The organism is Methylobacterium brachythecii (assembly GCF_014196345.1).
GTDB lineage: Bacteria > Pseudomonadota > Alphaproteobacteria > Rhizobiales > Beijerinckiaceae > Methylobacterium > Methylobacterium brachythecii.
The window spans coordinates 181238-206643 of record NZ_JACIDN010000002.1; the positions used below are offsets into that span (position 1 = coordinate 181238).

Below are 25406 nucleotides of genomic sequence, written 5' to 3' on the forward strand. Positions count from 1 at the left end.
CTCTACGCCGCCTCGCCTAAAGGTTCGAGTACGTGGCCGTCCGGATCGAGAAAGGCCTTGCGCAACAGTTCGATTGCGGCTGCGGGATCGGCCGTCGTGAGGAGCCGTGTGCGATCGGCCGTGGCAAGCGCGCCGGGGCCAGCGTGATCGACATAGGAAGCCAAGTGCTTACGGGCATGCCGGGCTCCCATCGCGGGTCCGTAGAGCGCGATCAGGCCCTCGTAGTGCTCGCAGGCGATGTCAGCGCACTCCTCGCGCGACGGCGCGGGTCGCGCCTCGCCGGCGAGAGCGGCAGCGATTTGGCCGACCAGCCAGGGCCGACCCTGTGCCGCCCGGCCGACCATCACCCCGGCCGCGCCCGAAGCCGCGAGACAGGCTCGGGCCTCTTCGGGTCCCGTGACGTCGCCATTGGCGAAGACCGGAATGCGCACCGCCTGGACGACAGCGCGGATCGCGGCCCAATCGGCGTTGCCCTTGTAGAATTGCTGCCGGGTGCGGCCGTGAACCGTGACGGCATTCAAGCCGAGCCGTTCGGCGCGCTGGGCCAGCCCGGCGGCGTTGAAGCTCGCCTCGTCCCAGCCGAGCCGCATCTTGACCGTGACCGGCACCTCGACCGCACCGCGCACCGCGCCGAGCAGCCGCTCCGCATTGTCGAGATCGCGCATCAGGGCCGAACCCGCTGCGCCCCCGGTCACGGTCTTGGCCGGGCATCCCATGTTCACGTCGATCACGTCGGCACCGGTCTCGACGGCGATGCGGGCCGCCCGCGCCATCGGCTCCGGCGCGCAGCCCGCGAGTTGAACGACGTGCGGAGACACGCCCGCTCCCTCCGAGCGAAGCTGCGATTCGGCGTCGCCGCGCGCAAGCTCGGCCGCGGCCACCATCTCCGAGACGACAGCGCTGGCGCCGCAGCGACGTGCGATGCGCCGCATATGCAGATCGGTGACGCCCGACAGCGGCGCCAGGAGCACCGGCGGCACCTCTGTCGCGGCAACGCCACCCCTTAGAACGCTCAAATAATGATCAACCAACATTCTGCACAATAAATAGACAAACGACGCTCGACGCAAGCGGTTCTTCGGTTTGCCTTCGCCTTGGGCACCGCTTATGAGCCAGCCCACTTCGCTACCCGTCGCAGAGGCCTCCATGTCCGACCCCGCCGCGAGGCCCCTGACCGCCGCGGTGGTCGTTGCAGCCGGCAAGGGCCTGCGCATCGGCGGCGATCTGCCGAAACAGTATCGCCGGGTCGGCGGGCAGGCCGTTCTGACCCGCACCCTGGCGGCGCTCGCCGGTCATCCCGGCATCGATCGCATCCAGCCGGTGATCGCGCCCGACGCTGCGGCCTTCTACCGCGAATGCCTCGCCGACCTCACGCCCGATCTCGGCAAAAAGCTTTCCGAACCCGTGCCCGGCGGCGCCACGCGCCAGCAATCCGTGCGCGCCGGACTCGAGGCGCTCGCCGCCGGCGGAGCGACGCCAGATCTTGTCCTGGTCCACGACGCCGCCCGCCCCTACGTGGCGACGGACCTGATCGACCGCGCCATCCAGGCCGGCCGCGAGCACGGCGCTGCGGTACCCGGCGTGGCCGTCACCGACACGATCAAACTGGTCGAGCCGATCGCCCCCGGCATCGGCCGCGTGCACGAGACCCCGACCCGAGAGGCGCTCCGCGCGGTGCAGACTCCGCAGTCCTTCGGCTACCCAGCCCTGATCGCGGCGCATCGCCGTGCCGCCGAAGAAGGCCGCGACGGCTTCACCGACGACGGCGCGCTGGCTGAATGGGCCGGGCTGTCGGTGGTGGTGTTCGAAGGCGATGCAGCCAACCGCAAGATCACGCAGCCGAGCGACCTGATCGACGCCGATCGCTCTTTCTCGCGGGACGCCACCGCTGTATCGGTCTCCACCATGACCACGCTCGTCTCGCGCCTCGCCACCGGCTTCGACGTCCACAAGTTCGGACCGGGCGACCATGTCTGGCTCGGCGGCGTGAAGATCCCGGCCGATCGCGGCGTAATCGCGCATTCTGACGGTGACGTCGTGCTGCACGCGCTCACCGACGCTCTTCTCGGCACCATCGCCGACGGCGACATCGGCACGCATTTCCCGCCCTCCGACGAGCAGTGGCGCGGTGCGGCCTCCGACCAGTTCCTGGCGCATGCCGTCGAGTTGGTCAGGGCCAAGGGCGGCAAGATCGACCATCTCGACATCACCGTGCTCGCCGAGGCGCCGCGCATCGGCAAGCACCGCGACGCGATCCGCGCCCGGATCGCCGAGATCGCCGGCATCCCGATTTCCTGCGTCTCGATCAAGGCGACGACCACCGAGACGCTCGGCTTCGTCGGCCGCGCCGAGGGCCTTGCCGCACAGGCCGCCGCCAGCGTCCGCCTCCCGGAGATCTGCGCCGAACTCGACGCCGAGGCGGAGCAGGCCGACCGCCAGTCGTGATCGACGACGACGCGCTGCTCGCCCGCGCCGAGGCGCTGCTGCAGGCCTATCAGACGGCGGGACTACGCGTCGCGACGGCCGAGTCCTGCACCGGCGGATTGGTGGCCGCCCTGCTCACGGCCATTGCCGGCTCCTCGAAGGTCGTCGAGCGCGGGTTCGTGACCTACTCAAACGAGGCCAAGACGGAACTCCTCGGCGTACCCCAGGAGACGCTGCGCGCCCACGGCGCCGTCAGCGAGCCGACGGCTCTCGCCATGGCGGAGGGAGCGCTCGCGGCCTCTCGCGCGGACGTCGCAGTCTCGATCACCGGTATCGCCGGGCCGGATGGCGGTACGGCCGACAAGCCCGTCGGGCTCGTGCATTTCGGCCTCGCCAGGAAGAACGGCGAGGCGCGGCACCTAGAACGCCGCTACGGGCCGGGTAGCCGCGGAGAGATCCGACGCCGCGCGGTCGAAGATGCGCTCGGGCTGCTCGAAGGCGCTTTGGCCTGACCGGTCGTCGTCGCGAACGTGCGGTTTGCGCGAAGGCGGCTGGCGTCTGATCGACGCCGTCAGTAATCGCCGAAAACGTCCCGCCGGTCATACTCGCCGCCGCCGAACGGATCGTAGGAGTGCTGCCGCGGCTGAGGCGCAGAGCGGTATCCCGCTGAGCGGCCGGACTGCATGCCAGCCGTCATGACGTCTCCGTCATCGTCGTAGCTGCGGCGCTGCCGGACGGCGCGGTAGCCCGGATCGCGGCCGCCACCCGCGACCGCCGCGGGAACGTCGCCCTCCAGGGTGATCCGCGTATTCGCCATGCCGTGCGCCTTGATCAGGCTGTAGAGCGTCGCAGCATTGCCCGGCGAAAGGCGCACGCAGCCATGCGAGGCGGCACGACCGAGGCTGCGGACCTGGTTGGTGCCGTGGATGGCGTGGCCGATCTGCGTGAAGAACACCGCATGCGGCATCGGCGCGTTGTCGAACTCGCGCGAGAAGTGATTCGGCTCCATTCGGAACGGCTTGTAGCTTCCGCTCGGCGTATCGTAGCCGGAGACGCCCGTGGACACCGGCCACGTGTAGCGCGGCTGGCCGTCCACCGTGACCGACATCCGCTGGCTCGACTTGTCGACGTCGATGCGGACCTCGGCCGAGGCTGAGGCCGTGAACGCCGCCAGCAGGATGCATGACAGCAGAGGGAGGAATGGCGCGCGCATGAAAGGGCCTCGCAACCGGAACGGTTAAGCCTGACAGACTACGCCGCGGACGCCGCGAGGTTCCGCAACGCCGTGCGGCGTCCACAGGAGCGAGATCGCAGGCGCAAGCCCCTGGACTGGCGAGCCTTTCGAAGAGAACGGCGCCGAGACGGATCTCGGCACCACCCGCGTCTCAGTATTCGAGCTTCGGCCCGGCGGCCGATCACATCGGAGGGGTCAGGCCGTCCTTCCCCACGCCGACGAGCTTGCCCTCGAGCTTGCTACCGTCCTTGGCTGCGACCACGAAGATCTTGCTGCCCGGCTTGACGATCGAATTGTCCGCCGGCTCGAACGCGACGATCGGCGCCTTGGCAGGCACGGCGATCGTCTTCGAGCCGTCCTTGTCGTAGGTCACGGTGAGCGTCTTCTCGCCGCCCTCGCCGGCACTCGACTTGACCGTACCATTGGTCATCGAGCTCTTGGTCTTCGGCGCAGCCGAGTTGCTCGACTTGACCGTGCCGTTGGTCATCGAGCTCTTGGTCTTCGTGCCCCCAGCCGTCGTGTCGACGATCTCGTCCCAGGGATAATGCCCCTCGGCGGTGCCGCGCATCGACTCGGGGAAGAGCACCACCTCGAGGGCGGTCGGCGGGTTGTCGCCCTTCGTAGCCGTGCCGATAAAGACGCCGTCCTTGATCTCGTCCAGGCTCGACTTGACCACCCAGGCGAACTTCGCGCCCGAGATCGCGATCGTCTCGGATTTGCCGTCAGCCGTCTTGACGACGACCGAGCTGCCGTCGGAGCTCTCGATCGTGCCGCGGACCCGCTGCAGATCGGCCGCCGAAGCGGCGCTGCTTGCGAGGGCCAACATCCCCGCTATGGCCGTGAGCTTAAGCCGTTTCATGGCGTCGTCTCCCTGTCGTTCTCTCGTTGCCGCCGGATTATGGGGCGGTGAAGGAAGCCGACAAGCTTGCGCGCAATCGAATAACGTTCAAGCTTTCTTATTTTGCGCTCACGGTGCACCGAGGGCGGTCGTCCCGAACCCATGGGTTGGAGCAACCGACTCTTGGCCGGAACGTTTTACTAGAGTTCGCACGAAGCGGTCTCGCGGATCTCCGAGGTGGCGATGCCGCACGATGGGCAGCCGGCACGATATCACCGACGCTAAGGCACTTTAGCCCACGAAAGAATTTGGGCAGGCGCGTTTCCTGGGTTTCTGTGGGCTTCTTAAATGTTCTATGAGAAATATAAGTGCGGCGCCCGCTTGAATTGCGCCCAATGGATCGGCTATTTAAGGGTCATCGAAACACGAAGGAGACGGTCATGAAGTGGTCTGCCCCGGTCGTTCAGGAAGTCTGCGTTGGCATGGAAGTCACCAGCTACGAGTCCGCCGAGATCGACACCTTCAACTAAGATCGGCGCGTGCCAATCTTAGTCGAGAACCTTCTCGTAAGCTCTTTAATTCAGGAGAAACGTCATGAAGTGGTCTGCTCCCGTCGTCCAGGAAGTCTGCGTCGGCATGGAAGTCACCAGCTACGAGTCCGCTGAGATCGACACCTTCAACTAAGGTCGTCGTTCGAGACTCAACGAGTTTCGAGGCGTCACCCGAAAGGGTGGCGCCTTTTCCATATGCGCCAGTCAAACATCGAAACGGCCGGATGATCGCTCATCTGGCCGTTTCGCTGTCCTGGGTCTGCCAAGAATTCAGAGCTTGTAGCGGATCTGGTCCGTCCAGAAGCGCTCGAGCCGGCCGAGCGCCATGTTGAGGCGGCCGAAATCGTCCGTCGAGATGCCGCCGATCGGCTGGATCGTGCGAGCATGCTTCTCGTAGAGGCCGCGAATGATCTCGTGGACCTCGTGGCCCTTGTTGGTGAGGCTGATCCGCACCGAGCGGCGGTCAAGCTTCGAGCGGGCATGGTGCAGGAAACCGGCCTCGACGAGCTTCTTGACGTTGTAGGAGACGTTCGAGCCGAGATAGTAGCCCTTGGAGCGCAACTCGCTCGCCGTGAGCTCCTTGTCGCCGATGTTGTAGAGCAGCAGCGCCTGGACGCTGTTGACGTCCTCGCGGCCGCGGCGCTCGAACTCGTCCTTGATGACGTCGAGCAGCCGGCGGTGCAGCCGTTCCACCAGGTGAAGCGCCTCCAGATAGGAGCCGGTCGCCGGGGCGGCTTCCGGGGCTGTGTCGGACTCGACGATCCTCGCGGCCTGGGACTTCATCTGACGCCTCACTGCTCTGTTCTGCCGTGTGCCGTTCTTCCGTTGGCACCGCTTATGCAGCCAATCTGGCGGAGACGAATGAAAGCCGATTTAAGCGACAAGATGAATTTGCGATTTACCCGCCGAGGTAAATGCGCAGTAAAATCCGCGCTATTTACGAATGCGAAGGGCTGTCCGCCAAGCTTCCGCTAAGAATAACGGGCAGGCATGCAGCTTCGACTTGCGCCGTCGGGGCGAAAGCTGCGGCTTATCTATCTGCCGCCGTTCCAGGCAACGAAAACCTGTCGGGTCAGGCCTTCACGGTGCGCTTGCGCTTCGGCTTGGCCGGCGCTGGGGGGGGAGCGAGAGCGGCCTCTTCGGCTTCCTTAGCGAGACGCAGAGCGCGCAGCCGGACCGTGCGTTCGTCGACCGCCTTGATCTGCGCCACATGATCCGCCATCGCCTGGGCTCCGTCGCGTGCGAGGCGCTGGGCGCGTTCGGCACGGTCCTCGGTGGGGATCTTCGCGGTCGGGTCCTCGGTGGTCATCGGTGGACTTTCGTACTCGGTCGGCGCGCCCTGCCGTCGGCAAGCTGGAGGCGCATCGAGGCCCGCTATCCATGAGGATGGGGCCGCGTCGGGAAGATGTGGCGTCGCATCGATCGAGAGGACGCCGAAGGCCAACCGGGCGTAGCACATCGCACCACGCAAGGGCCAATCACGCAGCGCAGATCTGCGGTCGAAAAGCCGGGATTTTCAGAGGTTCGGCGATCTCAGACCAGCAGCAGGCCGGCCAGCGCCAGCATGAGCGCCGGCGGCATCACCAGGAGGCCAAGCTTGAGGAAGCGGAGCGCGCCGACATCCTCTCCCTCGCGGCGGATCGCGACGAGCCAGAGGATCGTTGCCAGCGAGCCGGTAACGGAGAGATTCGGCCCGAGGTCGACGCCGATCAGGATCGCGCCGGCGATCTTATCCGAGACGTCGGCGCTCTGAACGGCGGCGCCCGCCAAAAGCCCGGCCGGCAGGTTGTTGACGAGGTTGCACAGCACCGCGACCAACACGCCTCCGCCCCAGGCCGTAGCCTCGGGCGCAGTCTGAGCAGAGGCCTTCAGCCCGTCGGCGATCACCCGAAGGACCCCGGTGACGTCGAGCGCTTCAACCAGCACGAACAACCCAGCCACCAAAGGCAGCACACTCCACGACACGTCCCTGACCACGGCGACGAGCCCACCGCGCCGGATCGCGAGGACGAGGAACGTTGCGGCGAGGCCCGAGACGAAGGTCGGCAAGCCGAGTTCGAGCCCTGAGGCGGATGCCGCGAGCAGCACGAACGCCGTGGCGACGATGCCGAGACCGGCGACCTTGCCGGTCGTCGACAAGGTGACGGGCTCGACATCGGTGGCGACCTCGGTCCGCTTCAGAGCCCCGTTCTGACTGATGCGCAGGACCGCGTAGGTGGCCAGGATCGCCAGCGCCGAGGGCAGCGCGAACCGGGCGAGCCACTCCAGCAGCGGCGGCATATGCGCGGCATAGACGACGAGGTTGGCCGGGTTCGAGATCGGCAGCACGAAGCTCGCCGCGTTGGCGATGAAGGCGCAGACGAACAGGTAGGGCAGCGGTTCGGCCCGTGCGGCCTTGGCCGCAGCATAGACCGCCGGGGTCAGCACTACCGCACAGGCATCGTTGGACAGGAATGCCGTCACCAGCGCACCGACGACGTAGACGAGGAGGAACAGCCGCGTCGCCGAGCCCCGGGCATGGCGCACCGCAATGCCGGCGAGCCAGTCGAACAGCCCCTCCTTCCGCGCGATCTCGGAGAGCAGCATCATGCCGACGAGGAACAGGTAGACGTCGGCTCCCTTGAGGACGCCGTCGAGCGCCGCGTGCCAGGGCAGCAGCCCCAATGCGACGAGCAGAACCGCGCCCGCCACCGCCCAGATCGCCTCGGGCCAGGAAAAGGGACGCAGGATCACGCCGAGCGTGGCGAGCCCGGCGATCGTCCAGATCGCAAGGGCGGGGGTCGGCATCAGCGCGCCCATCGATCGACGGTCTCATTCAAGAAGCAGTGGCGGGAGCAGCCGAGCGCGACGGCCCGCTGCGCCGAATCCGCTCGCCGACCTATCGGAATCAGGCCGGAACCGGAACGGCTCGGGCCGACGAAGGTGGTGGCCGACCGCCAGACGGCGCGTGTCCGCGGGTTTCCGGCATCAGCGTGAGATAGACCACGAACCCGGCGGCCGAGATCGCGGCGAGCACCAGGAAGGCCGTCGAGAAGCCGGCGCCGACGATGATCACGCCGGCGAGCGTCGCACTGAACGAGGCGCCCAAGCCCTGCGCCGTCGCGACAGCGCCCTGGGCCACGTTGAAGCGGCCGGTACCGCGGGTCAGGTCGGCGACCACCAGGGGAAACAGCGCGCCGTAGATGCCCGCGCCGATTCCGTCGAGACATTGCACGGCCACCAACCAGAACGGGTTGTCCGAGAAGACATAGAGAACGCCACGGATCGCCAGGAAGCCGAAAGCGGCCAGGAAGATCGGCTTACGACCGATCGCGTCGGCCCTGGCCCCAACGAAGACGGCGACCGGCACCATCACGAGCTGCGCGACGACGATGCAGATCGCGATGAGCGAGGTCGCGTGGTCCTTGCCGGAGATCTTCGTGAGAAGCTGACCGACGGAGGGCAGCATCGCCGCATTGGCAAGATGGAAGGTCGCGCAGAGCCCGGCGAACAGCATCAGATGCCGGTTCTGCAGCAGGGCAGAAAGGCCCGAGGGCTGGTCGTCACCCTCTGCTTCGGCCTTGGTGTGGTCCATGCCGCGGGCGAGATCGTCGTCGATGTCCTCCCCCGGAATCATCAACGTGGCGGCGATCGAGGCGGCGGCGAGCACGGCCATCAGCCAGAACACGACGATCGGGCCGAAGAAATAGGCGCTGCCGCCGGCAATCATTGCCGAGACCGCGTTGCCCGCATGGTTGAAGCCTTCGTTCCGGCCGACGCGCTTCGAGAACATCTTGGGGCCGACCACGCCCAGCGTGATCGCCGCGATGGCCGGCGGAAAGATCGCCCCGGCAATGCCGGCGAGCGATTGCGTCGCGGCGACGAGGTAGAAGTTGGACACGAAGGGCAGTGCCAGGCAGCTCAAGGTCACGGCGACGGCGGCGGCGATGACCACGCCGCGCTTGCCGTTGGTCCGGTCGATCAGCGCGCCGGCCGGCGTCTGCGCGATCAGCCCGGCCACGCCGGCGATGGTCATGACGAGGCCGATCGTCGCCTCGTTCCAGCCCTGGTCCGGCCCGCGCACCGCGAGCAGATAGATCGCCAGATACGGCCCGAGCCCATCGCGCACGTCCGCGAGGAAGAAGTTCATCGCATCGAGACCGCGCAGGGATCGCGCCGACGGCTCACGCGCCGGACTAGCCTGCGCATCACTCTCACGCGACATCGTGGATCTCCGGCCGACGGGGAGGCATCGCTGCAACCGATGCGGGTGTGACGAGGCCAAGCCGGGAATGCGTGGCATTGCACTCGGTTCCGATGCCTGGACCGCACCGGGACAATTCTCCGGGAGGATCGCAGATCGGCCGCCATCGCTGGCCCGGGATTGCGCCAACCCGCGTCGAGAGCCCGCGATCTCCTGCGAGCGTGTCTTGACGTGGAGGCGCGCTGCGGAGAACCATCGCGCACAAGCTAGGGCTTGGACGGCCGAGGGGCCGTCGCGAGGAGACCGTGATGGGGTTCTTTCAGGATGCGCTCGTCCGCATCAACCGCGCCGTCATGTCCTATGCGGGCGATTCGGTCTTCATGCAGGCGGCGGTCGCCGCGGCGGCCAACATCATCGTCGCGGATGGCGAGACCGACGAGGAGGAGATCGAGGCCGCGCTCGTCAGCATGCGCGCCAACCCGATCCTCGCCAAATCCTACGACACGCTCGCCCTGGAAAAGGAACTCTACGAGGCTCTGGCCAGGGCCGAGCTCCGCGCGGGCCGGCTCGAAAACATGACACTCGTCGCCGCCGTCGCCGACCGGCCGCTGGAACACCGCCAGCACGTCTTCCTCATCGCCGCCGACGTGGCCGACAAGGGCGGCGTGACCGATACCGAGCACAAGGTGCTCGAAGCGCTGGCCGAGGCGCTCGACGTCGACAAGGTGGCGCTACTCGGCTGAACGCTCCGCCCGTCCGGCGAAGCCCATCGCCACGGCCGCGGCGGCAAGCATCGCCGCCGAGACCAGCAGGGCCCCGCGCAGGCCCGCCTGCGCATTCGCCGCCAGCATCGTCCCGAACAGCGCGACGCCGAGGGCGCCCCCGGCTTGCCGGACCGTGTTGAGCACGCCTGAAGCGACGCCACCGCGCTCGGCGGGGACACTGGAGAGCAGCGTGCTGGTCATGGTCGGCACGGTGATGCCGATACCGAGCGCCAGCCCGACGAGGCCCCCCTGAAACGCGAGATCGGACTGCGTGCCGATAAGGAAGGCCAGCGCCCCGTAGGAGGCGATCCCGATCGAAAGCCCGGCCATCATCAGCGGCAGGGCTCCCACTCGCCCGGCGATCCGTCCGGCCACGACGTTCGCCAGCCCGAGCACGACCGTGAAGGGCAGGAACGCGCGCCCGGCCTCGGCCGGAGAATATCCGCGCTCGTGCTGCAGGTAGAGGCTTAGCACGAAGAGAATTCCGTAGAGCGTCAGGTTCACGCAGAGCCCGACGAAGGTCGCGGCGCCGAAGGCCGGATCCCGAAAGAACCCGAGCGGCAACATCGGGTCGCGGCTGCGCCTTTCGGCCAGGATGAACGCAGCGCCCGCCAGGAGCGCGGTCGCGAGGGCGGCGAGCGGGATCGGCGAGATCCAACCTCGCGGCCCGGCCTCGATCGCCGCGCTGACGATCGCCACCAGAGCGACGATCCCGAGGATCTGCCCAGCCGCATCGAAACGCCCCGCTCGACGTCCGGCCTCACGCACGAAGCGTAGCGTCAGCGTGATCCCCAGGATGCCGATCGGCACGTTGACGAGAAACACGCTGCGCCAGCCGAGCCAGCCGACGAGCAGGCCTCCGACGACCGGACCGGTGGCGAGACCGACGCTTCCGGCCGCCGTCCACAATCCCACCGCACGGGACCGGGCTGCGGCGTCGCCGGCGCAGGCATGGTTGAGCAGCGCCAGCGACGACGGCACCATCAACGCCGCTCCCGCTCCCTGGGCCACGCGCGCCAAGACGAGCATCCCGAGATCCGTGGCCAAACCACACGCGGCGGACGACGCGATGAACAATGCGAAGCCGCCCAGAAACACCTTTCTCGCGCCGATGCGGTCGCCGAGCGTGCCGGCGAAGAGCAGCAGGGCGGCGAAGGCCAGCGTGTAGGCATCGACGATCCATTGCAGTCCATCGACGCTGGCGCCCAGGCCGCTGCCCATCGCTGCGAGCGCGACGTTGACGATCGAGACGTCGAGTTGAACGAGCAGAAAGGCGAAGCCGGTGGCCGCGATGACGACGCCGAGCTTGGACGACGCGCGTTCCGTCTCGGCTGCCTCGTTCGTGCGATGATCCGTCATCTCCGATCCTGGGCTTCCATCGAGCGTATTCGGCGGCACCTTGGCCACCTCCGCCGGGCACACCACACGATGCCAGCCGAACGCGGCCCGGTCATCGCGGAACGGTTCGGCCACGACCGAAGCATTGTCTCGTGACCCGTCCGGCCGGCTTCCCTATTCTCGCGGCCATGACTGGATCGACCTTCGCCTCTGGTAGCGCGGTCGCCGAGGTCGCCGCCGCCATCGGCGACACCGCCCGCGCCACCATCCTCGCCGTGCTCGTGGACGGGCGCGCGCATACCGCAGGAGAACTCGCCTGGGAGGCCGGAATCACGCCGCAGACGACGAGCGGCCATCTCGCCAAGCTCGATGCCCTCAAGTTGATCGCATCAGAGAAGCAGGGCCGGCACCGCTATTTCAGGCTGGCCTCGCCCGAGGTGGCACATGCCATCGAGGCGCTGATGGTGCTGGTGTCTGTCGGCCCGGTCCGACATCGCCCGACAGGCCCGCGCGACGAAGCGATGCGCGAGGCCCGCACCTGCTACGACCATCTCGCCGGCCGTATCGGCGTGGCCCTCAGCGATGCGATGGTGGGTCGTGGGCACCTGGTGCTCGAGGATGGCGTGGGCGCAGTGACCGAGCCCGGCGAGAGCTTTCTGCGCGACTTCGGCATCGACCTAACAACGGGCCGGCGCAGCACACGCCCGCTCTGCAGAACCTGCGTCGACTGGAGCGAGCGGCGCACGCATCTCGCGGGGCGGCTCGGCGCCGCCCTCTGCACGCGCTGCGAGGAGCTGGGCTGGATCACGCGCGCGAAGGATAGCCGAGCGGTGACGATCACGCCAAGAGGCTACGCCGGACTGGATAAGACATTCGGGATCTCGACGCCGTCATTGCGAGCGGAGGGCGAAGCAATCCAGCCTTCGTCGTAGAGCGTGACGCTCGCAGAGACGCTGCGTGCGGTCAGGCCGCCTTCTTCTGGTAGTCCTTCACGTCGGTGAAGCGCACCTTCTCCCAGCGCTCTTCCTCGTAGCGTAGCGAGAAGGCGGTGGTCGCCATGAAAACCGGCGCGCCGTCGAGATCCTTGGCCATGGACGAGCCATGGGAATCGACGAACTTGTCGATCTCGGCCTCGGAATCCGACTGGATCCAGCGACAGACCGAGAAACGGCTCATCTCGTAGTCGATCGGCAGCCCGTATTCCGCCTGCAGACGCTCCTTCAACACGTCGAGCTGCAACGCGCCGACGACACCGACGATGGCCTGGCTGCCATCCTGCGGGATGAAGACCTGGACGACGCCCTCCTCACCCATCTGCTGGAGGGCCTCTTTCAGCTTCTTCGCCTTCATAGCGTCGGTGAGCTTGATCCGGCGCATGATTTCGGGGGCGAAGCTCGGCACGCCACGAAACACGATCTCCTCACCCTCGGTGAGCGTGTCGCCGATGCGCAAGGTCCCATGGTTCGGGATGCCGACGACGTCGCCGGCAAAGGCCTCGTCGGCGATGGCACGGTCCTGGGCGAAGAAGAATTGCGGCGCCGTGAGCGGGATCGGCTTGCCGGTGCGCACCAGCTTCGCCTTCATGCCGCGACGGAGCTGACCCGAACAGACGCGCATGAAGGCGATGCGGTCGCGATGGTTCGGGTCCATGTTCGCCTGGATCTTGAACACGAAGCCCGTCATCTTCGGCTCGGTCGGCTCGATCCGGCGCTTGTCGGCATCCTGCCCACGCGGCGGCGGCGCGACGCGGGCGAGCCCGTCGATCAGGTCGCGCACACCAAAATTGCGCAGCGCCGAGCCGAAGAAGACCGGCGTGAGATGGCCCTCGCGAAACGCTGCGAGATCGAAACGCTTGAGGCCGCCCTCGGCGAGTTCCGCCTCCTCGCGCCAGGTCGCGGCCTCCCCTTCCTCCTTCAGGAGTTCGTCGAAGAGCGGGTCGTCGATCCCGGAGACCGCCACCGTGCCGGCATCGTCCGCCGCGTCGAGCCGGCGCACGCGGTTGTTGCCGAGATCGTAGGTGCCGGCGAAGGAGCGCCCGCGCCCGATCGGCCAGGTCACCGGAGCCACGTCGAGCGCCAGCGTCTTCTCGATCTCGTCAAGCAACTCGAACGGGTCGCGGGCCTCGCGGTCGAGCTTGTTCACGAAGGTAACGATCGGGATGTCGCGCAGCCGGCAGACCTCGAACAGCTTGCGGGTCCGCGCCTCGATGCCCTTGGCCGCATCGATCACCATCACCGCCGAGTCGACGGCCGTCAGCGTGCGATAGGTATCCTCCGAGAAGTCCTCGTGGCCCGGCGTGTCGAGCAGGTTGAAGACGCAGTCGCCGTATTCGAAGGTCATCACCGAGGTGACGACCGAGATGCCGCGCTCCTTCTCGATGCCCATCCAGTCGGATCGGGTGGAGACGCGGTTGCGCTTGGCCTTGACCTCGCCGGCGAGCTGGATCGCGCCGCCGAACAGCAGCAGCTTCTCGGTCAGCGTGGTCTTGCCGGCATCCGGGTGCGAGATGATCGCGAAGGTGCGCCGCCGCGCGACCGGATCGGCCTCCTTCGCGGCTGCGTGCTTGGGATCGGTCTGCATCAGCATGGCATGCACCGGCCGCCGGTGAGGCGACCGCTCGTACGAGGTCCTACGGGTAGAGTGCGCTCTCTACGCGTTCCGGTTCGCGTGCGCAAAGACCGAGGCCGGTTCAGCCGCGACCGACATACGGCATGGTCGTCGCCATGACGGTCATGAACAGCACGTTGGCGTCGAGCGGTAGCCCGGCCATGTAGACGACAGCATCACCGGCATGACGCGCGTCCATGATGGCTTCGGGCCTCATCGAGCCGTCGGCCTGCCGCACGCCGTCCTTGAACGTGATCGTCATGTCCGTTTCGGCATTCCCGACGTCGATCTGGCCGCAGGCGATGCCGAAGGGGCGTCCGTCGAGGGCCGTTGAACGGGTGAGCCCCGTGATGGCGTGCTTGGTCGCTGTGTAAGGCGCCGAGTTCGGCCGTGGAGCGGAGGCCGAAATCGAGCCGTTGTTGATGATGCGCCCGCCCCGCGGCGACTGCGCCCTCATCTGACGGAAGGCCGCGCGCGTGCAATAGAATGCGCCGGTCAGGTTGGTGGTGACGGAGGCGAGCCAGTCGGCATCGCTGATCTCGTCGATCGGCGCGGCCGGAGCGAAGATGCCGGCATTGTTGAAGAGCAAGTCGAGCCGGCCGTAGCGCGCGACGACTTCGGCGACGACGCCGTCGACTGCCGTCGCATCGCCGACATCGGCCGGAATGCTGAAGGCCTCGCCGCCAGCCGCGCGGATCTCATCCTCCACCGCCTCCAACCGCTCGCGCCGCCGCCCGGTCAGCGCCAGCCGCCATCCGGCCGCCGCCAGTGCCAGCGCCACGGCTCGGCCGATGCCCGAGCCGGCTCCCGTGACGATCCCGATGCCGCCGCTCATGCCCTGCCCTCCCGAAACACGCCGGATGGCGGTTTCGCGCCGCTCGTGGCCAGTTGCAAGCATCACGGACGCCGTCTAGACACGCCCGGCCTAGCGCGATGGGGCGTCGCCAAGTGGTAAGGCACCGGTTTTTGGTACCGGCATTCGGAGGTTCGAATCCTCCCGCCCCAGCCAGCATTGCCAAGTTCCCGTAGATCAACAGATTTGCGCTGGCCGACGACCCCTTTCGGCGACGCGGCGACCAATCCCAAATGACTAGTTTGGCCGCGAAACAGACCGCCGTGCTGGCCGCCTCCGCGTTACCTCCAGACCCATGAGCCGTTCAGTTCGGAGCCATTCGGTCAGCCACCGGGCGGCTGAACCGCCGGGCCATAGGGCAACGGAGGCGGAGCTTGGCGCTATTCGGCCGATAGCGCCGGATGGAGACCATAAGTATTCAATCGCCGTTAAGCTTTGTTGCCTTGCGTATTTTAACTATCGGCGTGGATGTTCGTTGACCGGATCGGATTAAACGTCGAGTGATTGCCAACTGCAATCCGAGGCTCTCCATCATGGTGTTCGTTAACGATATTCGCGAGTTGCTGAAGGGCATCGGATCGTTAGCCGATTGTGCCGATCGAGTTTCCGAGGAAGACGATCTTTTCGAGAAGGGCCTCGATTCGTTCGGATCGGTCCAGCTCATGCTGGCGCTGGAAGAGAAGTACAATATCGAGTTTCCCGATCACCTGCTGAACCGGCGCTCGTTCTCGACGATCCGCATCATCCGCGAGACCGTTTCGGCGCTCACCGTCTCGGCGGCCGCATGAGCACACTGGCGCTTCGCACCAGGCGGGTTGCCGAGATCGCGGCGCTGCATGCCGACGAGGTCGACCGTGAGGGACGCTTCCCTGCCGAGGCCGTCGCTGCACTGAAGGCCGAGCGGTTGCTCGGCATCCAAATCCCGATGCAGTTCGGCGGCGAGAGCGCCGGCATGAGCGACATCGCCGAGGTCTGCTTCGCCCTCGGACAGGTCTGCACGGCGGCGGCGATGGTCTTCGCCATGCACCAGATCAAGGTGGCGAGCCTCGTCACGCACGGGCTCGACAGCGACTGGCATTGCAGCCTGATGGCCCGCATCGCCGAGGAGCAGCTCCTCGTCGCCTCCTCGACCACCGAGGCCGGCATCGGCGGCGACCTGCGCAACAGCCTCTGCGCGGTCGAGGCCGACGGCGAGGTGTTTTCGCTGACCAAGGAAGCGAGCGTGATCTCGTATGGCGCCCATGCCGACCTGATCCTCGCCACCGCTCGCCGCAACCCGCAGGCGCCGACCTCCGACCAGGTGCTCGTCGCCCTGATGCAGGACCAGATCACGCTGACCATGACCAGCCGCTGGGACACGCTCGGCATGCGCGGCACCTGCAGCGACGGCTTCCTGCTCGTCGCCCGCGACGTGCCGCTGGTCCAGGTGCTGCAAAAGCCCTTCGCCGAGATCGCGGCGCAGTCGATGCTCGCGTCCTCGCACCTGCTCTGGAGCAGCGTGTGGTTCGGCATCGCGAGCTTCGCCGTCGACCGCGCCCGCGCCTACGTCCAGGGCGAGGCCCGCAAGAAGCCCGGTTCGGTGCCCCCCGGCGCACTCCGGCTCGCCGAGGCCGCCAACGAGCTCCAGGCCATGAAGGGCACGGTGATCGCCGGCCTCAAGCGCTTCGAAATGGCCCAGGGCAATGTCGACGATCTCAGCTCGATCGGCTTTGCCGTGATGCTCAACAACGTGAAGACGACCGTTTCCGCGATGGCAGTCGACATCGTGCAGCGGGCGCTCGGGATCGTCGGACTCGCCGGCTACAAGAACGGCACGCCGTTCAGCCTCGGCCGCGCCCTGCGCGACGTGATGTCCGCACCGCTGATGATCTCCAACGATCGCATCCTCGCCAACACCGCCAACCTCCTGCTCGTGCAGAAGGGCGGCAGCCAACTCATGAGCGCGTGATGGACGGTTTTGCCGCAACGAGCCTTTCACCCGGCGTCCTTCCGGACGACGAGGCAGGCGAGCCACGCTCCTTCCTCGACCGCCTGTTCGATGGTGGCCTCCTGATCCGCACCGGGGTCGATGGCCTCTATGGGCGCAGCGGCGCCTTCGAGAGCGTCGTCGAGGCGGTCGATCGTCTAGCGACCGGGCTCGGGGCTGAGGACGGGGCCGAGGCCCTGCGCTTCCCGCCCGCCATGGCCCGCACCGCCTTCGAGCGCAGCGGCTATCTCAAGGGATTCCCGAATCTCGCCGGCACCGTGCACTGCTTCTGCGGCAACGAGGCCGACCACGCCAACCTCCTCGCCTGCCTCGAAGCCGGCGACGATTGGACCGGCAAGCAGGCTGCCAGCGAGGTCGTGCTGACGCCGGCCGCCTGCTACCCGCTCTATCCGGTGGCCGCCGCGCGCGGACGACTGCCGGCGGACGGCCTGCTGTTCGATCTGCAATCCTACTGCTTCCGGCACGAGCCGTCGCTGGAGCCGACCCGGATGCAGCTGTTCCGAATGCGCGAATACGTGCGCATGGGCAGCCCCGAGCAGGTGCTCGCCTTCCGCGAGATGTGGCTCGAGCGCGGCACCGCGATGATGGCCGGCCTCGGCCTACCGCTCGCGGTCGATCCCGCCAACGACCCGTTCTTCGGACGCGCCGGGCGGATGCTCGCCAACAACCAGCGCAACCAAGGCCTGAAGTTCGAGCTGAACGTGCCGGTCAACAGCGTCGAGAAGCCGACGGCCTGCCTCAGCTTCAACTACCACCAGGACCATTTCGGCCTGACCTGGGGCCTCGAACAGGCCGATGGCTCGGTCGCGCATACGGCCTGCGTCGGCTTCGGCCTGGAGCGGATCACGCTGGCACTGCTACGCCATCACGGCCTCGACCTCGCCAAGTGGCCGGCCGCCGTGCGTGAAAAGCTCTGGGGCTGAGCGGGATGCACGTCGCCCTCGCACGCGCGGATGTGCCGGACGCAGCGGCCTTCGCGCCGCATGGTCTGCACGCAGCCGATCGGATCTGGCCGGAGACGAACTGCTACGTCGATCTCTGGATCGAGCTGCTGCACGCCCGCGGCCTCGTGCCGGAGGCGATGCTGGGCTTCACCCTGCGCCAGGATTTCGAGGGCGACCAGTTCACCTTCTTCAAGCCCTTCGCCGCCGATCTCGACCGGCTCTACGGGCTGGAGATCCAGGAGCTCGCGATCTTCGAGAGCCTGGAGGCGCATGCGCTGGTCCAGGCGGCACGCGGCAATCCCATGCTCGTCGAAGTCGACGCCATCCACCTGCCCGACACGGCCGGCACGACCTACGGCCGCGAGCACGGCAAGACCACCATCGGCATCCTCGGTCTCGATCTGGCCGCGAAGGCCCTCGACTACCTGCACAATGCCGGCCGCTTCCGTCTGAGCGGGGCCGATTACGAGGGCATTTTCGGCCCCTCGGCGCTGTTTCCCTATGCCGAGTTCGTGAAGGCGACGGGCACGCCGCTCGCCCGTGACACACTGCCCGAGGCGGCGCTCGATCTGCTGCGCAGGCATCGGGCGCGGGCTCCCCGCACCAACCCGGTGCGTGCCTTCCGCGAGGCGCTCGCCGCGCGGGCGCCGGCTTTAGTGCAGAACCCGCTTGGCGTGTTCCACAGCTACGCCTTCAACACCACGCGCCAGCTTGGCGCGAATTTCGAGCTGCTCGGCAGCCATCTCGCGTGGCTCGCCGGCGAGGGCATGGGCGATTTCGCCGAGTCAGAGACGGCGGCGACCGAGCTCGCGTCGGAGGCCAAGGCCTTCCAATTCCAGCTCGCCCGCGCCTTCGGCCGTCGTAACCCGACCGGCCTGTGCGAGCGCCTCGACCGGCCTGCCGACACCTACGAGCGCGTCTTCGCCGCCCTCGACCGCGCTCTCGCCTGAGCGGAGCGGACGGCCGTGACGCGCATCATCGCAATCGACGGTGTGTCGCCGCAGCCGGTCACCGGCACCTGGCATCTGACCCTGACGCCGCCGGGCGCTTGCGCGGGGCCGGGCGATCTCGACACCTGCGCGGACTGGATTCCGCCCCCCGTGCCTGGCACGGCGGCGGCGGCCCTGCGCGATGCCGCACGCTGGTCCGAGGCCGAGCCGACGCCGATCCACGATCGCGACGTCTGGTACCGCACGAGCTTCACCGGCCACGGCCGCGAATGCCTGCGCTTCGATGGGCTGGCGACGCTGGCCGAGGTTTGGCTCAACGGAGTGCCCGTGCTCTCCAGCCGCTCGATGTTCCTGGCCCACGAGGTCGACGTCGATCTCTGCGGTGAGAACGACCTCGCGATCTGCTTCCGCTCGCTCGCAACGGAGCTGGCGCGCCCGAACAAGCGCGGTCGCTGGCGTCCGCGCCTCGCCACGCCCGGTTCGCTCCGACATGTGCGCACCAGCCTACTCGGCTTCATGCCGGGCTGGTGTCCGAACATCGACGCGGTCGGGCCGTACCGGCCGATCACGCGCATCCCGCTCCGCGAGGAGGAGGTGCGCGTCGTCTCCGCCGATCTGCGGACGCGGCTCGGCGGCGATACCGGCCGTCTGAGCGTCAGCCTCGAAGTCGAAGGCGTCGGGGCCGATCGCGCTGTCCTGCGCTGCGATGGTCGCGATGCCGACCTCTCGCAGACCGCTCGGGGCCGCTTCGAAGGCGAACTGGCGCTACCGGGCGTCGAAAAATGGTGGCCGCATACCCACGGCGCGCCCCGGCTCCACGCCGTCGAAGTCGAGATCGGCAGCCATCGGCTCGATCTCGGCCGGGTCGGCTTCCGCTCCATTACACTGACGCGGCCCTTCGAGGAGGGTCTCGGCCTCGCGATCAACGGCGTACCGGTCTTCTGCCGCGGCGCAAGCTGGATGCCGGCGGATCTCGTCGGGCTCTCGGGCGAGGCGGGCACCTATCGACCACTTCTCGACCTGGCGCGCGAGGCCGGCATGAACATGCTGCGCGTCTCCGGCATCACGCTCTACGAGTCGCCGGCCTTCCACGGTCTCTGCGACGAACTCGGCATCCTGGTCTGGCAAGACCTGATGCTGGCCAATTTCGACTACCCCACCGACGACCCGGCGTTTCGCGCCGATCTGGTGCGCGAGATCGAGCAGTTGCTCGACCGCACGCAATCCTCGCCCTCGCTCTGCGTGATCGGCGGTGGCAGCGAGGTCTGGCAGCAGGCGGCTATGCTCGGCTACCCGCGAGAGGTCTGGGCCGGCCGCTTCGTCGCCGAGGAATTGCCCGGCATCATCAAGCGGCAGCGGCCCGATCTCGTCGTCGTGCCGAACTCGCCGTCTGGCGGCGACCTGCCCTTCTCTACGAGTGCCGGCGTCACCCACTATTACGGGGTGGGCGCCTACAAGCGTCCCTTCGAGGATGCGCGCCGCGCCGAGGTCGGCTTCGCCACCGAATGCCTGGCTTTCGCCAACGTGCCGGAGGCGGCCACGCTGGCCCAGCTCGGCCTCACCGACCCGACGAGCGAGCGCTGGTCTGCGGGCATCCCGCGCGACCGCGGGGCGGATTGGGACTTCGAGGGAGTCCGCGACCACTATCTCGCGCAGCTCTACGGTGTCGACGCGGATCAGCTGCGTCGCGAGGATCCCGAGCGCTACCTGATGCTCGCCCGCGCCACGAGCGGCGAATGCATGGAGACCACCTTCTCGGAGTGGCGCCGCGCGCGCTCGCCGACCGCCGGCGGCCTCGTGTGGTTCCTGCGCGATCTCGGTCCGGGCGCGGGCTGGGGCGTCGTCGATGTCTTGGGGCAGCCGAAGCCGGCTTGGTACGCCCTCAAGCGTGCCTTCCGCTCACTGCAACTCGGCCTCTCCGACGAGGGGCTGAACGGCCTGCACCTGCACGTCCAAAACGAGACGGCCGCGCCCGTGAGCGCGCAACTGCGCATCACCTTCACGGACGCGGCGAGCCGCGTCGTCGCGAGTGCCGAGCGCGCCGTCGAACTCGATCCGCGCGCATCGCAGAGCTGGTCCTCGACCGAACTGCTCGGGCGCTTCTTCGATGCCACCGACGCCTACCGTTTCGGGCCGCCTGCCCATGTCCTCGGCCATGCGAGCCTGCTCGATGCGGCGGACGGCACCGTGATCGCCGAAGCCTTCCATTTCCCGCAGGGCCGCGACCCGGAACCACGCAAGATCGGCCTTGCGGCAGAGCTGGTCGCGGATGGCGCCGGTTGGGCGCTGCGTCTCTCCTCCGAGTCTTTCGCGCTCAGCGTCCAGATCGAGGCCGAGGGCGTGCGTGCCTCGGACAACTGGTTCCATCTCGCCCCCGGCGCGACGCGGCTGGTCCCGCTCGTTGACCGCGAGCAAGTCGTCGGACCGCCCCGCGTCACGCTCCGGGCGATCAATGGCATCGAGGTCGTGAGGATCGGGCGCGATGGCAGTTGAGACCTCCCACAATTTCCATCAGGCGATGGCGCTTCCCCTGCAGATGGAGCCGGTCGCCTTCGATGGGCTGTTCGGCTGGTTCAGTCCGGGGATCAGCCGGCGCGGCGTGATCCTGTGCGGCACGCACGGCTTCGAGCAGCTCTCGGCGCACCGCTCCTGGCGCACGCTCGGCGAGCGGATCGCCGCCACGGGCTGCGCGACGCTCCGCTTCGATTATCCTGGCGAGGGCGATTCCGGAGATCTCGGATCGGGCCGCGTCGAGAGCTGGCTCCGCGCGATCCGCCGGGCGATCCGCTACCTGCGCGAAGAAGCGGGCTCCGAGGAGATCGTTCTCGTCGGCCTGAGGCTCGGCGGCACTTTGGCGGCGCTCGCCGCCGAGGGGGAGGCCGTCGATCGGGTTGCGCTGCTCGCGCCTTTCGCGAGTGGCCGCGCCTACCTGCGCGAGCTGAAGTTGCAGTCGCGCACCATCGGCGTGCTGCCCGATGGCGCGCCGCTCACGCAGGAGGAGGGCGTGCTCAACGTCGGCGGGTTCCGCATCTGTCCCGATCTCGCGACCGACCTCTCCGCGCTCGACCTCAAGGCGCCAGCTCGACCGCCAGCTCCGAGCGTGCTGCTGCTCGGAGCGGAGGCGTCCGGCCTCGCCAAGCGCTACGCGGCACTCGGCAGCGACGTGACCGCCCTTCCCTTCCCCGGCCTCGCCCAGCTCTTGGCCAATCCGCTCTTTGCCGTGGCCCCGGAAGACTCCTTCGCGAGGGTGGTGGATTTCGTCGCGCAGGGCGCTCTGCCCTCCCCGGCGCCGCTGCGCGCTCCATCGCCGTCGGCCCGGATCGAGGGTCCGGCCTGGAGCGAAGAACCGCAGCGTTTAGGAGCAGATCTGTTCGGTATCCTGTGCCGTCCCTATCGCGCGGTTCAGCGGCATCCCACGGTGCTCTTCGTCAATGCCGGGACAAACCCACACTCGGGCTGGGGCCGCCAGACGACCGCGAATGCACGGCGTCTGGCAAGCGAAGGCATCGCCTCCCTACGCTTGGACCTGCGCGGCATCGGTGACAGCCCCGACCGCCCCAGCGGCGCCTCTCCGCTCTATTCGCTGGACCCCCTCGACGACGTTCGCGCCGCCCTCGACCATCTCGACGCAATCGGCCTCGGGCCGGTGGTGATCGTTGGTGCCTGCAGCGGCGCCCATCTCGGATTTCAGGCCGTTTGCCGGGAGCCACGACTCGCGGGTGCGCTCCTGATCAATCCGTATTGCTTCGATTGGAATCCGGACGACGACGTCGAGACCGTGATCCGCAACGTCTTTCGAAGCAACGCGACCTACCTGAACATGCTTCGGCAAGGCACGTCGTGGCGCCGGCTCCTGCGCGGTGAGATCCGGGGGTGGGCGATCGGTGTGGCCCTCGCCCGCACCGCCCGTGCCCGGCTCGGTGCAAGGCTGGCACGGCTCGTTCGCCCTGCTCCCGCGGGCGGTACGGTCGCCCAGCGCATCGCGATGATCAGGCAGCGCGGCGCACGCATCCGCCTCGTCTACAGCGCCGGCGACCGCGGCCTTCAGAGCCTCCACGAGCATCTCGGTCGTACGCCCGAGCGGATCGCCCAGCGGCTCGGCGAGCCTGTGGTCGTCATCGACGGGGTCGATCACGATCTCAGCACCGCCGCGGCCCAGGAGGAGCTCTATCGGACGATGAGAATATTCCTGCTCGAAGGCGCCGAGTCATCGTAGTTGGCTGTCACGAGTGCATCTCGCTGCTTTCGGCCGAGAATCGGCCGACCGCTTCGAGGCCCGCGAGGCGGGAATGCAGACTCTCGGCTCCGGCCGGTATCGGCCCGATTTCGCCGTACACGCCCGACCACGCGCCTCCTGAAATCGGACGCGCCATCCGACAATTCGCCGTCGCACACGGTCAGTCGGCTGCGGCATGCCTCGCGGACTTAACGCTCGATCGATGTGTTTTGATTGCCGGAACGAAGGGGTACCTTCTATTCCGACCAGCCGTAGTCGGTCGCGTGGCTCGATTTGCGGTGGAAAGCGAGCCGGCGGTCGTATTCCAGCGGGTCCTTCGGCTGCACGAGGGCCCCAGGCGGCACGTTTAGCCAGTCGACGAGACGGGTCAGCATGAAGCGCATTGCTGCGCCGCGCGCGAGGATCGGCAGAGCCTCGACCTCACGCGGCTCCAGAGGGCGATGCTCCTGGTAGCCGGCGATCATCGCGGCACCCATGTCGCGGTGATAGCGGCCATCCGGCTCGAAGCACCAGGCGTTGAGGCAGATCGCGAGGTCATAGGCCAGCGCATCGGTGCAGGCGAAGTAGAAGTCGATGATCCCCGACAGCGCGTCGCCGATGAAGAACACGTTGTCGGTGAAGAGATCCGCATGGATCACGCCACTCGGCAGATCGTGCGGCCAGGAGGCTTCAAGCAGCGACAGGTCCGCCCGCGTGCGCTCGGCAAGCCCCGGAGCGACAGTATCGGCCTGCGCCCCAGCCTGCTCGAAAAGCGGCCGCCACGCATCGACGGACAGGCTGTTCGCGCGGCTCATGCCGAAATCGCGCCCGGCATGGTGAAAGCCGGCGAGAGCCCGGCCGAGTTCGCGGCAATGGTCGACCGTCGGGCGTTTCACGGAGACGCCGTCGAGGAAGCTGATGATTGCCGCCGGGCGGCCGCAGAGGGAGCCGAGCGCGGTGTCGCGGCGGTTCTTCACCGGTTGCGGGCATGAGAGCCCGGCGCGGAACAGGTGCCCCATCAGGTTGAGGAAGAACGGCAGGTCCTCCTCCCGCACCCGCTTTTCGTAGAGCGTGAGGATGTAGGAGCCGGCCGTGGTGTGCAGGAAGAAGTTCGAGTTCTCGACCCCCTCGGCGATGCCCTTGTAGGACAGCAGCGAGCCGAGATCGTACTCGGCCAGGAAAGCCGTCAGCGCCTCGTCGGAAACCTCGGTGTAGACGGCCAAGGCAGATCGCCCCTCGCTGCTCAATCCAAAACAAAGGGCGCCGAGTCTGGCGCCCCTGTCGTCGCTTTGTGTGTACCGATGATTACTCCGCGGCCTCGCTGCGCAGTTCGCGCGGCAGCGGGAACGACATGTCCTCGACCGTCACCGAGACCTGATCGACGCTGACGTCGTAGCGCGCAGCGAAGGCGTCGATGATCTCCTCGACCAGCACCTCCGGCGCCGAAGCGCCCGCGGTTAGCCCGAGGCGACGGATGTTGCCGAACGCCTCCCAGTCGATCTCCTCGGCCCGCAACACGAGGCGGGTGATCGGGCAGCCTGCCCGCTCGGCGACCTCGCGCAGGCGCTGCGAATTCGAGGAATTCGAGGAGCCCACCACGATCAGCGCGTCGACCTGCGGAGCCACTTCCTTCACCGCTTCTTGGCGGTTGGTGGTGGCGTAGCAGATGTCGTCCTTGTGCGGCCCGGTGATCATCGGGAACTTCGTCTTGAGCGCCGCGACGATGTGCTTGGTGTCGTCGACCGACAGCGTCGTCTGCGTGACCCAGGCGAGGTTGCCGGGATCAGCCACTTCGAGCGCTTCGATCTGCTCGAGATCCTCGACAAGCGTGATCGAGCCCTTAGGCAACTGGCCCATGGTGCCGACGACCTCCGGGTGACCGGAATGGCCGACCAGAAGCACGTGGCGGCCGCGCTTGTGATGGATCTCAGCCTCGCGGTGAACCTTGGTCACCAGCGGGCAGGTCGCGTCGATCGTGGTCAGGCCACGGCTGACGGCATTGGCCGGGACGGTCTTGGCCACGCCATGGGCTGAGAACACGACGGGAGCGCCCTCGTCCGGCACCTCATCGAGCTCGCGCACGAACACGGCGCCCTTCCGCTTGAGCGTCTCGACCACGTACTTGTTGTGGACGATCTCGTGGCGGACGTAGACCGGAGGTCCGTAGATCGCGAGCGCGCGCTCGACCACGTCGATCGCGCGCACCACGCCGGCACAGAAGCCGCGTGGCGCGCAGAGCAGGATCTCCAACGGCGGCTTCTCGCCACTGATGGCGGGATGCGGGATCCGGTCGGGATCCGCGGTCAGGTTGATGGTATCGGCGCTCATGATCCCGAGGATGTGGAGAGGCGGGGAGTGTGCTGTCAACCGGCAGAGCGGCTGAACGCTGAAATAGCACAGGCTTCGTATCACAATCCGCAGCGGACGTGACCCCCGCGTGACGAACGGCACGGCGCGGCCCTCGCATGCCGCCCGACAGCAAGCTAAGGGAGCACCATCCCGCCCTTCGTGGCACGT

Annotated in this window: 24 protein-coding genes and 1 tRNA gene; 13 read left to right on the plus strand and 12 right to left on the minus strand. The window is 67.6% G+C overall.

The window, feature by feature from the left end:
* Positions 1-2: 2 nt before the first annotated feature.
* Positions 3-1034 (minus strand): tRNA dihydrouridine synthase DusB, encoded by a 1032-nt coding sequence (dusB, locus tag GGR33_RS04910; RefSeq protein WP_183502528.1) that lies wholly within the window; start codon positions 1032-1034, stop codon positions 3-5.
* A 112-nt stretch (positions 1035-1146) separates the two neighbouring features.
* On the opposite strand from dusB, the gene GGR33_RS04915 reads away from it, so the two are divergent.
* Together GGR33_RS04915 and GGR33_RS04920 are read left to right on the plus strand one after the other, a co-directional pair.
* Positions 1147-2445: a bifunctional 2-C-methyl-D-erythritol 4-phosphate cytidylyltransferase/2-C-methyl-D-erythritol 2,4-cyclodiphosphate synthase gene (locus GGR33_RS04915; RefSeq protein ID WP_183502530.1), complete on the plus strand. Its 1299-nt coding sequence runs from the start codon at positions 1147-1149 to the stop codon at positions 2443-2445.
* The gene (locus GGR33_RS04920; RefSeq protein ID WP_183502532.1) at positions 2442-2936 is read left to right on the plus strand and encodes a CinA family protein; all 495 of its coding nucleotides are present in this window, start codon (positions 2442-2444) and stop codon (positions 2934-2936) included. The genes GGR33_RS04915 and GGR33_RS04920 overlap by 4 nt, the downstream gene beginning before the upstream one ends.
* A 59-nt stretch (positions 2937-2995) precedes the next feature.
* Here the strand turns inward: GGR33_RS04920 and GGR33_RS04925 are convergent, their stop codons facing one another.
* Both GGR33_RS04925 and GGR33_RS04930 read right to left on the minus strand, forming a co-directional pair.
* Positions 2996-3637 (minus strand): L,D-transpeptidase, encoded by a 642-nt coding sequence (locus GGR33_RS04925; protein WP_183502534.1) that lies wholly within the window; start codon positions 3635-3637, stop codon positions 2996-2998.
* A gap of 202 nt (positions 3638-3839) precedes the next feature.
* Positions 3840-4517, minus strand: coding sequence for a metal ABC transporter permease (locus tag GGR33_RS04930; RefSeq protein WP_183502536.1), 678 nt, complete (start codon positions 4515-4517; stop codon positions 3840-3842).
* 419 nt (positions 4518-4936) lie between these two features.
* Between GGR33_RS04930 and pqqA (GGR33_RS04935) the strand changes: the two genes are divergently transcribed.
* Together pqqA (GGR33_RS04935) and pqqA (GGR33_RS04940) are read left to right on the plus strand one after the other, a co-directional pair.
* Positions 4937-5026 carry a pyrroloquinoline quinone precursor peptide PqqA gene (gene pqqA / locus GGR33_RS04935; RefSeq protein WP_147048147.1) on the plus strand — a complete coding sequence of 30 codons (90 nt, stop codon included), beginning with the start codon at positions 4937-4939 and terminating at the stop codon, positions 5024-5026.
* 64 nt (positions 5027-5090) lie between these two features.
* Positions 5091-5180 carry a pyrroloquinoline quinone precursor peptide PqqA gene (pqqA, locus tag GGR33_RS04940; protein ID WP_147048147.1) on the plus strand — a complete coding sequence of 30 codons (90 nt, stop codon included), beginning with the start codon at positions 5091-5093 and terminating at the stop codon, positions 5178-5180.
* A 137-nt stretch (positions 5181-5317) separates the two neighbouring features.
* Here pqqA (GGR33_RS04940) and ldtR read toward each other — a convergent pair whose 3' ends face one another.
* From ldtR to GGR33_RS04960, 4 genes are all read right to left on the minus strand, one after another.
* Positions 5318-5830: a transcriptional regulator LdtR gene (ldtR, locus tag GGR33_RS04945; protein WP_183502538.1), complete on the minus strand. Its 513-nt coding sequence runs from the start codon at positions 5828-5830 to the stop codon at positions 5318-5320.
* 289 nt (positions 5831-6119) lie between these two features.
* Positions 6120-6356 carry a hypothetical protein gene (locus GGR33_RS04950; protein WP_183502540.1) on the minus strand — a complete coding sequence of 79 codons (237 nt, stop codon included), beginning with the start codon at positions 6354-6356 and terminating at the stop codon, positions 6120-6122.
* Positions 6357-6580: 224 nt separating this feature from the next.
* Positions 6581-7846 carry an arsenic transporter gene (locus GGR33_RS04955; RefSeq protein ID WP_183502542.1) on the minus strand — a complete coding sequence of 422 codons (1266 nt, stop codon included), beginning with the start codon at positions 7844-7846 and terminating at the stop codon, positions 6581-6583.
* An 88-nt stretch (positions 7847-7934) separates the two neighbouring features.
* The gene (locus tag GGR33_RS04960; RefSeq protein WP_183502544.1) at positions 7935-9251 is read right to left on the minus strand and encodes an MFS transporter; all 1317 of its coding nucleotides are present in this window, start codon (positions 9249-9251) and stop codon (positions 7935-7937) included.
* 287 nt (positions 9252-9538) lie between these two features.
* Between GGR33_RS04960 and GGR33_RS04965 the strand changes: the two genes are divergently transcribed.
* Positions 9539-9973: a tellurite resistance TerB family protein gene (locus GGR33_RS04965; protein ID WP_183502546.1), complete on the plus strand. Its 435-nt coding sequence runs from the start codon at positions 9539-9541 to the stop codon at positions 9971-9973.
* On the opposite strand, the gene GGR33_RS04970 is transcribed toward GGR33_RS04965, so the two are convergent.
* Positions 9962-11353, minus strand: coding sequence for an MFS transporter (locus tag GGR33_RS04970; protein WP_183502548.1), 1392 nt, complete (start codon positions 11351-11353; stop codon positions 9962-9964). The two genes, GGR33_RS04965 and GGR33_RS04970, sit on opposite strands and share 12 nt — an antisense overlap.
* A 131-nt stretch (positions 11354-11484) precedes the next feature.
* Between GGR33_RS04970 and GGR33_RS04975 the strand changes: the two genes are divergently transcribed.
* Positions 11485-12264: an ArsR/SmtB family transcription factor gene (locus GGR33_RS04975; protein ID WP_306484071.1), complete on the plus strand. Its 780-nt coding sequence runs from the start codon at positions 11485-11487 to the stop codon at positions 12262-12264.
* Between the two features lie 31 nt (positions 12265-12295).
* Here the strand turns inward: GGR33_RS04975 and GGR33_RS04980 are convergent, their stop codons facing one another.
* Together GGR33_RS04980 and GGR33_RS04985 are read right to left on the minus strand one after the other, a co-directional pair.
* Positions 12296-13918 (minus strand): peptide chain release factor 3, encoded by a 1623-nt coding sequence (locus tag GGR33_RS04980; protein ID WP_183502550.1) that lies wholly within the window; start codon positions 13916-13918, stop codon positions 12296-12298.
* Between the two features lie 103 nt (positions 13919-14021).
* Positions 14022-14774 (minus strand): SDR family oxidoreductase, encoded by a 753-nt coding sequence (locus GGR33_RS04985; RefSeq protein ID WP_183502552.1) that lies wholly within the window; start codon positions 14772-14774, stop codon positions 14022-14024.
* A gap of 99 nt (positions 14775-14873) precedes the next feature.
* Here GGR33_RS04985 and GGR33_RS04990 point away from each other — a divergent pair.
* From GGR33_RS04990 to GGR33_RS05020, 7 genes are all read left to right on the plus strand, one after another.
* Positions 14874-14948: transfer RNA gene (locus tag GGR33_RS04990), tRNA-Gln, on the plus strand.
* Positions 14949-15325: 377 nt separating this feature from the next.
* Positions 15326-15580: an acyl carrier protein gene (locus GGR33_RS04995; RefSeq protein ID WP_183502554.1), complete on the plus strand. Its 255-nt coding sequence runs from the start codon at positions 15326-15328 to the stop codon at positions 15578-15580.
* The gene (locus tag GGR33_RS05000) at positions 15577-16740 is read left to right on the plus strand and encodes an acyl-CoA dehydrogenase family protein (protein ID WP_183502556.1); all 1164 of its coding nucleotides are present in this window, start codon (positions 15577-15579) and stop codon (positions 16738-16740) included. The genes GGR33_RS04995 and GGR33_RS05000 overlap by 4 nt, the downstream gene beginning before the upstream one ends.
* Positions 16740-17702, plus strand: coding sequence for an amino acid--[acyl-carrier-protein] ligase (locus GGR33_RS05005; protein WP_183502558.1), 963 nt, complete (start codon positions 16740-16742; stop codon positions 17700-17702). The genes GGR33_RS05000 and GGR33_RS05005 overlap by 1 nt, the downstream gene beginning before the upstream one ends.
* 5 nt (positions 17703-17707) lie before the next feature.
* On the plus strand, positions 17708-18673 hold the full coding sequence (locus tag GGR33_RS05010; RefSeq protein ID WP_183502560.1) for a DUF1839 family protein: 966 nt from the start codon (positions 17708-17710) through the stop codon (positions 18671-18673).
* 15 nt (positions 18674-18688) lie between these two features.
* Entirely contained in the window at positions 18689-21166 is a 2478-nt protein-coding gene (locus GGR33_RS05015; RefSeq protein WP_183502562.1) for a glycoside hydrolase family 2 protein, read from the plus strand.
* Positions 21156-22889 carry an alpha/beta hydrolase family protein gene (locus GGR33_RS05020; protein ID WP_183502564.1) on the plus strand — a complete coding sequence of 578 codons (1734 nt, stop codon included), beginning with the start codon at positions 21156-21158 and terminating at the stop codon, positions 22887-22889. Before GGR33_RS05015 ends, GGR33_RS05020 begins: the two co-directional genes overlap by 11 nt.
* A 257-nt stretch (positions 22890-23146) precedes the next feature.
* On the opposite strand, the gene GGR33_RS05025 is transcribed toward GGR33_RS05020, so the two are convergent.
* Entirely contained in the window at positions 23147-24112 is a 966-nt protein-coding gene (locus GGR33_RS05025; protein WP_183502566.1) for a homoserine kinase, read from the minus strand.
* 82 nt (positions 24113-24194) lie between these two features.
* Entirely contained in the window at positions 24195-25217 is a 1023-nt protein-coding gene (gene ispH / locus GGR33_RS05030) for a 4-hydroxy-3-methylbut-2-enyl diphosphate reductase (protein ID WP_183502568.1), read from the minus strand.
* Between the last annotated feature and the right edge of the window lie 189 nt (positions 25218-25406).

Bases quoted from the DNA above. Each gene is read 5' to 3' on its own strand.
- dusB (WP_183502528.1), bottom strand. From the start codon at position 1,034: ATGTTGGTTGATCATTATTTGAGCGTTCTAAGGGGTGGCGTTGCCGCG.
- GGR33_RS04915 (WP_183502530.1), top strand. From the start codon at position 1,147: ATGTCCGACCCCGCCGCGAGGCCCCTGACCGCCGCGGTGGTCGTTGCA.
- GGR33_RS04925 (WP_183502534.1), bottom strand. From the start codon at position 3,637: ATGCGCGCGCCATTCCTCCCTCTGCTGTCATGCATCCTGCTGGCGGCG.
- GGR33_RS04930 (WP_183502536.1), bottom strand. From the start codon at position 4,517: ATGAAACGGCTTAAGCTCACGGCCATAGCGGGGATGTTGGCCCTCGCA.
- pqqA (WP_147048147.1), top strand. From the start codon at position 4,937: ATGAAGTGGTCTGCCCCGGTCGTTCAGGAAGTCTGCGTTGGCATGGAA.
- pqqA (WP_147048147.1), top strand. From the start codon at position 5,091: ATGAAGTGGTCTGCTCCCGTCGTCCAGGAAGTCTGCGTCGGCATGGAA.
- ldtR (WP_183502538.1), bottom strand. From the start codon at position 5,830: ATGAAGTCCCAGGCCGCGAGGATCGTCGAGTCCGACACAGCCCCGGAA.
- GGR33_RS04950 (WP_183502540.1), bottom strand. From the start codon at position 6,356: ATGACCACCGAGGACCCGACCGCGAAGATCCCCACCGAGGACCGTGCC.
- GGR33_RS04955 (WP_183502542.1), bottom strand. From the start codon at position 7,846: ATGGGCGCGCTGATGCCGACCCCCGCCCTTGCGATCTGGACGATCGCC.
- GGR33_RS04960 (WP_183502544.1), bottom strand. From the start codon at position 9,251: ATGTCGCGTGAGAGTGATGCGCAGGCTAGTCCGGCGCGTGAGCCGTCG.
- GGR33_RS04965 (WP_183502546.1), top strand. From the start codon at position 9,539: ATGGGGTTCTTTCAGGATGCGCTCGTCCGCATCAACCGCGCCGTCATG.
- GGR33_RS04970 (WP_183502548.1), bottom strand. From the start codon at position 11,353: ATGACGGATCATCGCACGAACGAGGCAGCCGAGACGGAACGCGCGTCG.
- GGR33_RS04980 (WP_183502550.1), bottom strand. From the start codon at position 13,918: ATGCTGATGCAGACCGATCCCAAGCACGCAGCCGCGAAGGAGGCCGAT.
- GGR33_RS04985 (WP_183502552.1), bottom strand. From the start codon at position 14,774: ATGAGCGGCGGCATCGGGATCGTCACGGGAGCCGGCTCGGGCATCGGC.
- GGR33_RS04995 (WP_183502554.1), top strand. From the start codon at position 15,326: ATGGTGTTCGTTAACGATATTCGCGAGTTGCTGAAGGGCATCGGATCG.
- GGR33_RS05000 (WP_183502556.1), top strand. From the start codon at position 15,577: ATGAGCACACTGGCGCTTCGCACCAGGCGGGTTGCCGAGATCGCGGCG.
- GGR33_RS05005 (WP_183502558.1), top strand. From the start codon at position 16,740: ATGGACGGTTTTGCCGCAACGAGCCTTTCACCCGGCGTCCTTCCGGAC.
- GGR33_RS05010 (WP_183502560.1), top strand. From the start codon at position 17,708: ATGCACGTCGCCCTCGCACGCGCGGATGTGCCGGACGCAGCGGCCTTC.
- GGR33_RS05020 (WP_183502564.1), top strand. From the start codon at position 21,156: ATGGCAGTTGAGACCTCCCACAATTTCCATCAGGCGATGGCGCTTCCC.
- ispH (WP_183502568.1), bottom strand. From the start codon at position 25,217: ATGAGCGCCGATACCATCAACCTGACCGCGGATCCCGACCGGATCCCG.